Origin of the sequence: Leyella stercorea DSM 18206 (assembly GCF_000235885.1) — a bacterium.
In the GTDB taxonomy this organism is placed as follows: Bacteria; Bacteroidota; Bacteroidia; order Bacteroidales; family Bacteroidaceae; genus Prevotella; species Prevotella stercorea.
Genome location: NZ_JH379350.1, coordinates 1 through 7,821 on the forward strand (window position 1 = coordinate 1; position 7,821 = coordinate 7,821).

Sequence of the window (7,821 nt, forward strand, 5' to 3'; positions counted from 1 at the left end):
TTTAGAATAAGGGAGTTTTGACACACCTTCATGGCATCACGCCCGTCAACGGCGGAGTGAAGGGCGATGAGGTTGTGAGCAACTATGTGGCTTTCGGCAACGCCATCACGCCACCTTTCTATGGTACGTTTGACGATGCTTCGGAGATGGCACTCTACGAAATAATCGACGGCAACGGCGACGGTGTAACATGGGCTTGGGACGAGCCTAACTGGTCAAACGACAAGGATGCATGTGCAACTACTGCAAAATCGGAGAACGCAGATGCCGACGAGTGGCTTATACTGCCGGCTCTGAAGGTGAAAGCAGGTAGCGTATACAATTTATCGTTCCGTGTCAAGGGCACCTCAAAATGGTATCCGCAGAAGTTTGAGGTGAAGTATGGCAAAAGCGCAACGGCTGCCGGCATGACAGAGACACTGCTGGCCGAGGAGACTATAGAGCTCTCCGACTATGAGGTGCGCAAAGCCACCTTCACGCCCACAGAAGACGAGGAGTTGTATATCGGCTTCCACGACATCAGCAGTAAGGGACAGCAAGGCCTGAAAATCGACGATATCACTATTGGCGAGGGCATCTCGCTAAACGCTCCCGACAGCGTTAGCAATCTTTCTGTTGTAGCCGCTGAGAAGGGAGCACTGCAAGCCACTCTCTCATTCAAGGCCCCAGAAAAGAATTACAGCGGCAGCAAACTCGAGAATATAACCAAGTTTCTCATCCGCCGTTCGGGCAAGGTAGTGGCAGAGGCACCGTCAGCCAAACCTGGTGCGATAGTGACATTCACCGACAACACCGCAACTAACGGCATCAACATCTATAGTGTGGCAGCTGTGAACGAGCAGGGTGCGGGCTTCTACTGTAAGCCGGTAGCTATATATGTAGGACAGACATCGCCGCTGGAACCCGACAATCGTCGCACAGCCGAGCATCCAGACAAGGTGACATTCACATGGGAGGAGTCGAATGTCGGCAATTACGACGGATATGTTGACCTCTCAGACGTGACCTATGTCATTGCAGAGCGTGGCGGTTCCGACTATTACCCCACCTACACAGAAGTGGCATCGGTTAAGGGTCAAACAACAATAGACATACCAATGGTTACGAACACCGGTGCACAGGTTCTTAAAACGCTCTGGATTTCGGCGAAAAACGATTACGGACAGAGCTCATACAAGGCGTTGCCTTCAATCATGCTCGGCAAGCCCTACGACCTTCCGTTCTCTGAGAGCGTGGCTAAGAATCTCCTGCACGGACGTTTGTGGACCACGTACGGCACGGGCAAGTCAGATTTCTGGACCATTGACGAAAAATATCCCGACTGTGTTGACAACGATGGCGGAGCCTTCCACATGATTTCGGAGGCCGATACAGACTGGGCTTATCTCGGAACCGGAAAGATAGCACTCGCCGGCGCTGCCGAACCGAAACTCATCTTCTACCACAAGGCAGAAACCGGCAGCAATGCCAAGATAAAGATTGAAGTAGAGTTGCCCGATGGTACGACCGAAGAGGTAGCAAATATTGACGCAGCTAAGGACGAAGGAAAGTGGACTGCTTCTGCCGTTTCGCTTGCCGACTATGTAGATAAGGATTTCGTGTCTGTCAATTTTGTGGCGCAGGCAAACACCGGCAATGTAGTGTACATCGACCGTATGTTCATACGCGATACATATACCTACGATTTGAGTGCAGAGATAGAAGCTCCGGAAACAGCAAGAAAGGGCGAAACGGAGAATGTGAAGGTCACGGTGAACAACTTCGGCTCGAAGGATGCGCGCGACTATAAGGTAGAGCTATATGCCAACGACAAGCTTATTGCCTCTAAGACTCCTGCCGAGCCATTGAAGGCCTACTATTTCGAGACATTCAATTTTGAGTATCCTATCAGCATCCTTGAGGACAAGGAGGGTGTAGAGCTAAAGGCCGTCGTGGTATACAGCAACGACCTGAACACCGACGACAATGAGGTATCAGCATCCACTAAGTTTGAGATATCAACCAAGCCGCACCCCGACTCGGCTACATTCACAAAGACAGAGAACGGAGTGGAGGTAGCATGGACAGCGGTTGATTCCGAATCGAAGACTGCAACAGAGAGTTTCGAGTCTTATACGTCATGGAGCACCGATTTGTTTGGCGACTGGAAGTCGGTGGCAAACAATGCGGGAACGACGGGCGGTCCGTTCAATATGAAGTATCCGTCACAGGGCACATCGTTTGCATTCACCCTTGCCGACCCACTCGACAGATGGCTCTCTAAAGAGCAACTCGAGCAGGTTCCGGGCTTCAAGGCACACACCGGCAGTAAGTATCTTGCCGCTTTCCACCGTGCCGACAATGGAGGCAATGACGTGACGCAGAACAACTGGCTCTTCTCGCCCGAATTGTCTGGCGAGCAGCAGACAATATCGTTCTGGGTGAAAAACGAGAACGATACCGACCAGAAGATTAATTATCCGGAGACCTTCGACGTGCTCTACTCTACTACAGACAACAAGCAGGCTTCGTTCACAAAGATTGGTGAGACGCACACCACATCGAAGGGCGAATGGGAGGAAGTAAGCGTAGAGTTGCCAGCAGGCAGCAAGTATTTTGCCATCAACCATAATACAGTGGCAGCTAACTCTTTCGTATTCATGATTGACGACATTACCTACACCTACGGTCCGGGTACCGTGATACTGTATCGCATATATCGTGATGGAACCCTCGTGGGCACAGTGCCGTCAGACCAGACAACGTTTGTCGACAAAACGGCGGATAGCAACACTAAATACGTCTACGGTGTAACAGCAGTTTATTTCGACGGCGAGTCGGAGGCTACCATTGCTACAGACACCACAAACGGCATCAACGGCGTATCCAAAGCCGAGAAGACTTTCGATGTGTATACCATCGACGGCATACGCGTTGCTACAAACGTGAGCAACTTCTCAACAATGAAGAAGGGAGTGTACATCGTAAACGGTAAGAAAGTTATAGTTAAGTAGATTGAACTTTAGCAAGTTCAGTTAAGTAGACAAGTAGACGATATGAACATTAATAAAAGATACGCATTCGTTCCTCTTGCCCTCATGTTTCTTGTAGCCGGCGCTTCTGCAGCGCCGCGCTCCAAGACACAGATGAAAGCCGAAGCAACAAAGCTATTAGGTGGCGCAAGAATGAAAGCAGCGGCAAGAGGATCGTTCTCAATCGACACAAAAGCAATAAAGGAGCTGAAAGTGTCAGAGGGCTATGTGGTATATGGTTCTGAAGACAATGGGTTTGCAGTTATAGCAACCGACGACACTTCACCTGCCATATTAGGATATAGCGACACGAAGTTCGAGCCGAAGTCGACCAACCCCAACTTTGAGTGGTGGCTTTCTATGGTGAACGAGGCGGTGGTCTCACGCGCAAAGGCATCTAAAGTGGCTCTTGTGAACAAGATGCCGAGTGGGTATGGCTATGCCGAGTCGGTAGCAACTCTTTGCGAGACTCGCTGGGGACAGAACAAGCCATACAACAACCTCTGCCCTACTGCCACCAACGGCACACGCACACTGACGGGATGCGCCGCTACGTCGACTGCTCAGGTGCTTCGCTATCATCGCGCACCGGAGCATGGCATCGGCAGCCGCACCATCTATTATCCTGCCAACAATATGTCGGGCACAAAGATAAGTGCAGACTTCGAAAAGAGCAAGTACGACTGGAACGCAATGCTCGAGACCTACGATTCTAAGTACTCCTTAGAAGAAGGCGATGCCGTGGCACTCATAATGCACGACTTAGGTGTGGCGGTTGGTATGGAGTATGGCAGCGAAGCCGATGGTGGTAGCGGTGCTCTGCACGAGAATGTGGCTAAAGGCTTGCAACGCTACTATGGCATTGAGGATGCCAAATACATCGTGAGGAAGGATTATTCTGACAATGAGTGGATGCGCATCATTTACGAACAGATTAACAACAAGCAGCCTCTTGTGTATGGCGGATTCGATAAGTCAATGGGTGGCCACTCATTCGTTCTCGACGGATATGACGCGGAAGGCAAGGTGCATGTCAACTGGGGATGGGATGGCAACTACGACGGCTATTACGATATAAACATCCTCGACCCACAGGCATACAAATTCTCAAGCAATCAAGAAGCTGTGATAAACATCACGCCAGACAAGACATCATCAACCTTAAAGGGCAGCATTGCTCTTGAAGCCGCAGGAACGCTTGCTGCACAAATAGATGCCGACAAGTTTTACAACTACGACACGCTAACAGTGAGTGGAAACATCAACGCTGCCGACCTGCGCACGCTGCGTAGCATGGCAGGACGTGACGCCGAAGGCAACCGCACCCGCGGACATCTGCGCGTTCTCGACCTTAGTGAAGCTCGTATCGTTGCCGGCTCCGACTATTACATGATGGAAAACGGCAAGAAGCTTATTGTAGAAAGAGATGCAAGTCTGCCCGACAAGGTATTCTCAAAGACGCGATTGGAGAAGATTGTGTTCCCAAATACCGGCATCAGCAGTTTTGGCAAGGGAGTGTGGGCATATGCGAGCAAGCTAAAGGAAGTGGTGCTGACGGCCTCTGCCGATGCCAACTTTCTATACGAAGACGGGATAGTGTACAATAGCGACAAGACTACCCTTATTGCCGCCTTACCATTTCAGCCGAATGGTGTGGATATAAAGCATGGGGTTATCGACGTTGCCGACTATGCTTTTGCAGGTTGTAACCTTATGCCACGTGTTTCGCTCAGTAGCGATGTAAAGACGATAGGTAAGGAAGCATTTGCCAACTGTTGGTCTCTTACAGAGTTCAAGGTCTTCTCTAAGAATATGCCGCAGCTCAATGGCACTAACGTTTTCAAAGGAGCCAACGTTGAGAGTTGCTTACTCACGGTGCGTGCCGGCTCAAAGATGCGTTTCCAGAACACTGCACAATGGAACGACTTTGCTAACATTGTTGAGTTTGGCACTACGATTAAGGCTCGTAATCAGGCTCGCGAATATGGCGACGAAAATCCAAAACTCACCTTCACTATTATTGGTGACAAGGTAAAAGGCAAGCCCGTGCTTAGCTGCGAGGCTACTACAGAGAGTAAATGTGGTCGCTACACTATTCATATAGAGCCGGGAACGATCACTGATGAGGCGGTTGATTTTGAAGACGGCTATCTCGTTGTGACACAAGCTCCGCTTTACGTAACCGTTGAGGACGCTACTCGTAAGACTGGTGTGGCGAACCCCGTGTTCAACATCACCTATGACGGATTTAAGCATGAAGAGACGGCAGACGTACTGACTACCAAGCCGGTTGCTTCGTGCATAGCAGATGCCACATCGCAAGCCGGTAAGTACGAAATCATAGTAAGTGGTGGCGAGGCAGACAACTACGAGTTGTTTTACAACCATGGCTGGCTAACGGTAACTCCGTCTACGGCTATCAACGGTGGCAGAGTAACGGAGGAAACAACCTTCAATGTGTACACTTTAGAAGGTGTTTGCGTAAAACACAATGCAAAGAACCTTGATGGTCTTGCAAGTGGTGTGTACGTTGTAAGAGGAAAGAAGATTGTTAAGTAGATTACAAAAAGCGAAGCGCCCTGCGTTCGGTTTTGCCGAACGCAGGGCGCTTTCGTATATTTCTTTAGAAAGCCTTGAAAAGCTTTCCGTTACAGATTACCAGATCTGTGCACGCTTCTTCTGCGGCACGAAGAGCTTGTCCGACTTCTTCACGTTGAACGCCTTGTACCAAGCGTCGATCTGCGGAAGAGCAGCGTTTACACGAGCCTCAGCCGGTGAGTGCGGGTCGGTCTTTATCTGACGGTCGATGAACTCCGGACGAGCGTTGCCTGCCCATACTGTAGCCCATGAGAGGAAGAAGCGCTGCTCGGGTGTGAAGCCGTCGATCGACTTGTTCAGAGCCGGGTTCTCCTTGAGCACGTTCTGCAGAGCGCGGAACGAGATGTTCAGTCCGCCGTTGTCGCCGATGTTCTCGCCGAGGGTGAGTTTGCCGTTGATTTTCTTGCCGGGCAGAGCCTCGATAGAACTGAAGTAGTCTACAAGCACCTTTGTGCGAGCCTCGAAGTTCTTCTTGTCCTCGGCTGTCCACCAGTCGTTCTGGTTGCCGTACTTGTCGAACTGCGAGCCCTGGTCGTCGAAGCCGTGCGACATCTCGTGACCGATTACGCCGCCGATACCGCCGTAGTTCACAGCCTCATCAACGTTCGGGTCGAAGAACGGCGGCTGGAGGATGGCTGCAGGGAAGCAGATCTCGTTGGTGGTCGGGTTATAGTAAGCGTTGACGGTCTGCGGAGTCATTTGCCACTCTGCCTTGTCCACCGGCTTGTTCACCTTGCGCGAGATGTAGTCCTGCGAGAGGAAGGCGCGGATGTTCTGCATATTCTCGAAGAGCGAGAGCTGCTCGTCGACGTGGAGGTTGGTGTAGTCCTTCCATGTGTCGGGGTAGCCCACCTTCACGATGAAGTTGGCGAGCTTGTCCTGAGCCTGCGCCTTTGTAGCAGGCGACATCCATGTAGCCTCGTCGATGCGCTGCGAGAGAGCCTTCTGCAGGTTGCGCACGAGCTGAAGCATCTGCTGCTTCGACGACTCGGGGAAGTACTTCTCTACGTAGAGCTTGCCGATAGCCTCGCCGAGCACGCCGCTCACGAGAGCTGTGGCACGCTTCCAGCGCGGACGGTCCTGCTGTACGCCCGACATCACCTTGCCCAGTTCGAACTCTACGGCGCGGAAGTTGTCGTCGAGGTAGCCGGCTGCCGAGCTGATGGCGTGCGACTCAGCGTATGCCTTCAGGTCGTCGAGCGACTCCTCTGCCAGTATCTTCTCCACCTCGTGGATAGGCTCAAGCTGACCCACGTCGATGTGCGAGAACGGAGGGAAGCCCTGCGCGAGGAAGAAGTTGCCCCAATCGATGCCCGGGAAGTCCTTCACGAGGGCGTTGTATGTCATCTTGTGGTAGTTGGCCTGCACGTCGCGCAGCTCCACCTGGCTCTTGCTTGCCTTAGCGATGCGTGTCTCGATGCGCATTGTAGCGTCCGCCTTGCGCTGCGCTGTAGCCTCGTCGTTGCCTGCGAGCACGAGCATCTTCTTGAGATATTCGGCATAAGCTTTACGCACTGCAACCACCTGAGCGTCGTCAGAGAGGTAGTAGTCGCGCTCGCCGAGTCCGAGTCCGCCCTGACCGATACCTACGAGGTTGTTGACAGCGTCCTTCATGTCGGCACCTACGCCGGCTCCGAACATCAGACAGTCGAGACCACGTGCGTCGAGCTGCGCTGTCACGAGCTGGTACTCGCGACGGTCGGCGATGTCGTTGATCTTCTTCAGAAGCGGCTTCAGCGGTTCTGCGCCCTCACGGTTGCGGCGCACGCTGTCCATGGCGAGGTTGTAGAGCGAACCTATCTTCTGTCCGAGTGTGCCCTTAGGCTGTGGCTTTGACGAGTACTCCTCGATGAGGGCGAGGATGCGCTTCTGGTTCATCTCGTCGAGGTCGGTGAATGAACCATTGCGTGCGTGTTCTGCGTCGAGCGGATGCGCCTTGCGCCAGCCACCGATAGCATACTCATAGAAGTCGTTTCCGGGCTTCGCCGCCGTGTTCATGTTGGCGAGGTCGATACCCTTTGAGGTCTGTGCGCTTGCCGACATTGTAGCCAGCAGCGAACAAGCGAGGATGATTGATTTTACTTTCATATACTATAATGTTTATTAATATTCTCACTAAGGGGGTGCACTTGTCTCAAGTGCACCAACATAGAAGTTGGTTTTCAGAAACAACATCTGCAAATAGGTTGGTGCACTTGAGACAAGTGCACCC

3 protein-coding genes are annotated in these 7,821 nt (G+C 52.0%); 2 read left to right on the top strand and 1 reads right to left on the bottom strand.

Translation table 11 applies throughout. The features are described 5' to 3' along the window. The first annotated feature begins 17 nt into the window (after positions 1-17). Together HMPREF0673_RS00800 and HMPREF0673_RS00805 are read left to right on the top strand one after the other, a co-directional pair. Positions 18-2,993 (top strand): choice-of-anchor J domain-containing protein, encoded by a 2,976-nt coding sequence (locus tag HMPREF0673_RS00800; protein WP_040596146.1) that lies wholly within the window; start codon positions 18-20, stop codon positions 2,991-2,993. Between the two features lie 42 nt (positions 2,994-3,035). Further along, positions 3,036-5,570, top strand: a complete 2,535-nt coding sequence (locus HMPREF0673_RS00805; protein ID WP_007896869.1) for a C10 family peptidase — start codon at positions 3,036-3,038, stop codon at positions 5,568-5,570. Positions 5,571-5,666: 96 nt separating this feature from the next. Here the strand turns inward: HMPREF0673_RS00805 and HMPREF0673_RS00810 are convergent, their stop codons facing one another. After that, positions 5,667-7,697 carry a M13 family metallopeptidase gene (locus tag HMPREF0673_RS00810; RefSeq protein WP_007896870.1) on the bottom strand — a complete coding sequence of 677 codons (2,031 nt, stop codon included), beginning with the start codon at positions 7,695-7,697 and terminating at the stop codon, positions 5,667-5,669. Positions 7,698-7,821: the final 124 nt, after the last annotated feature.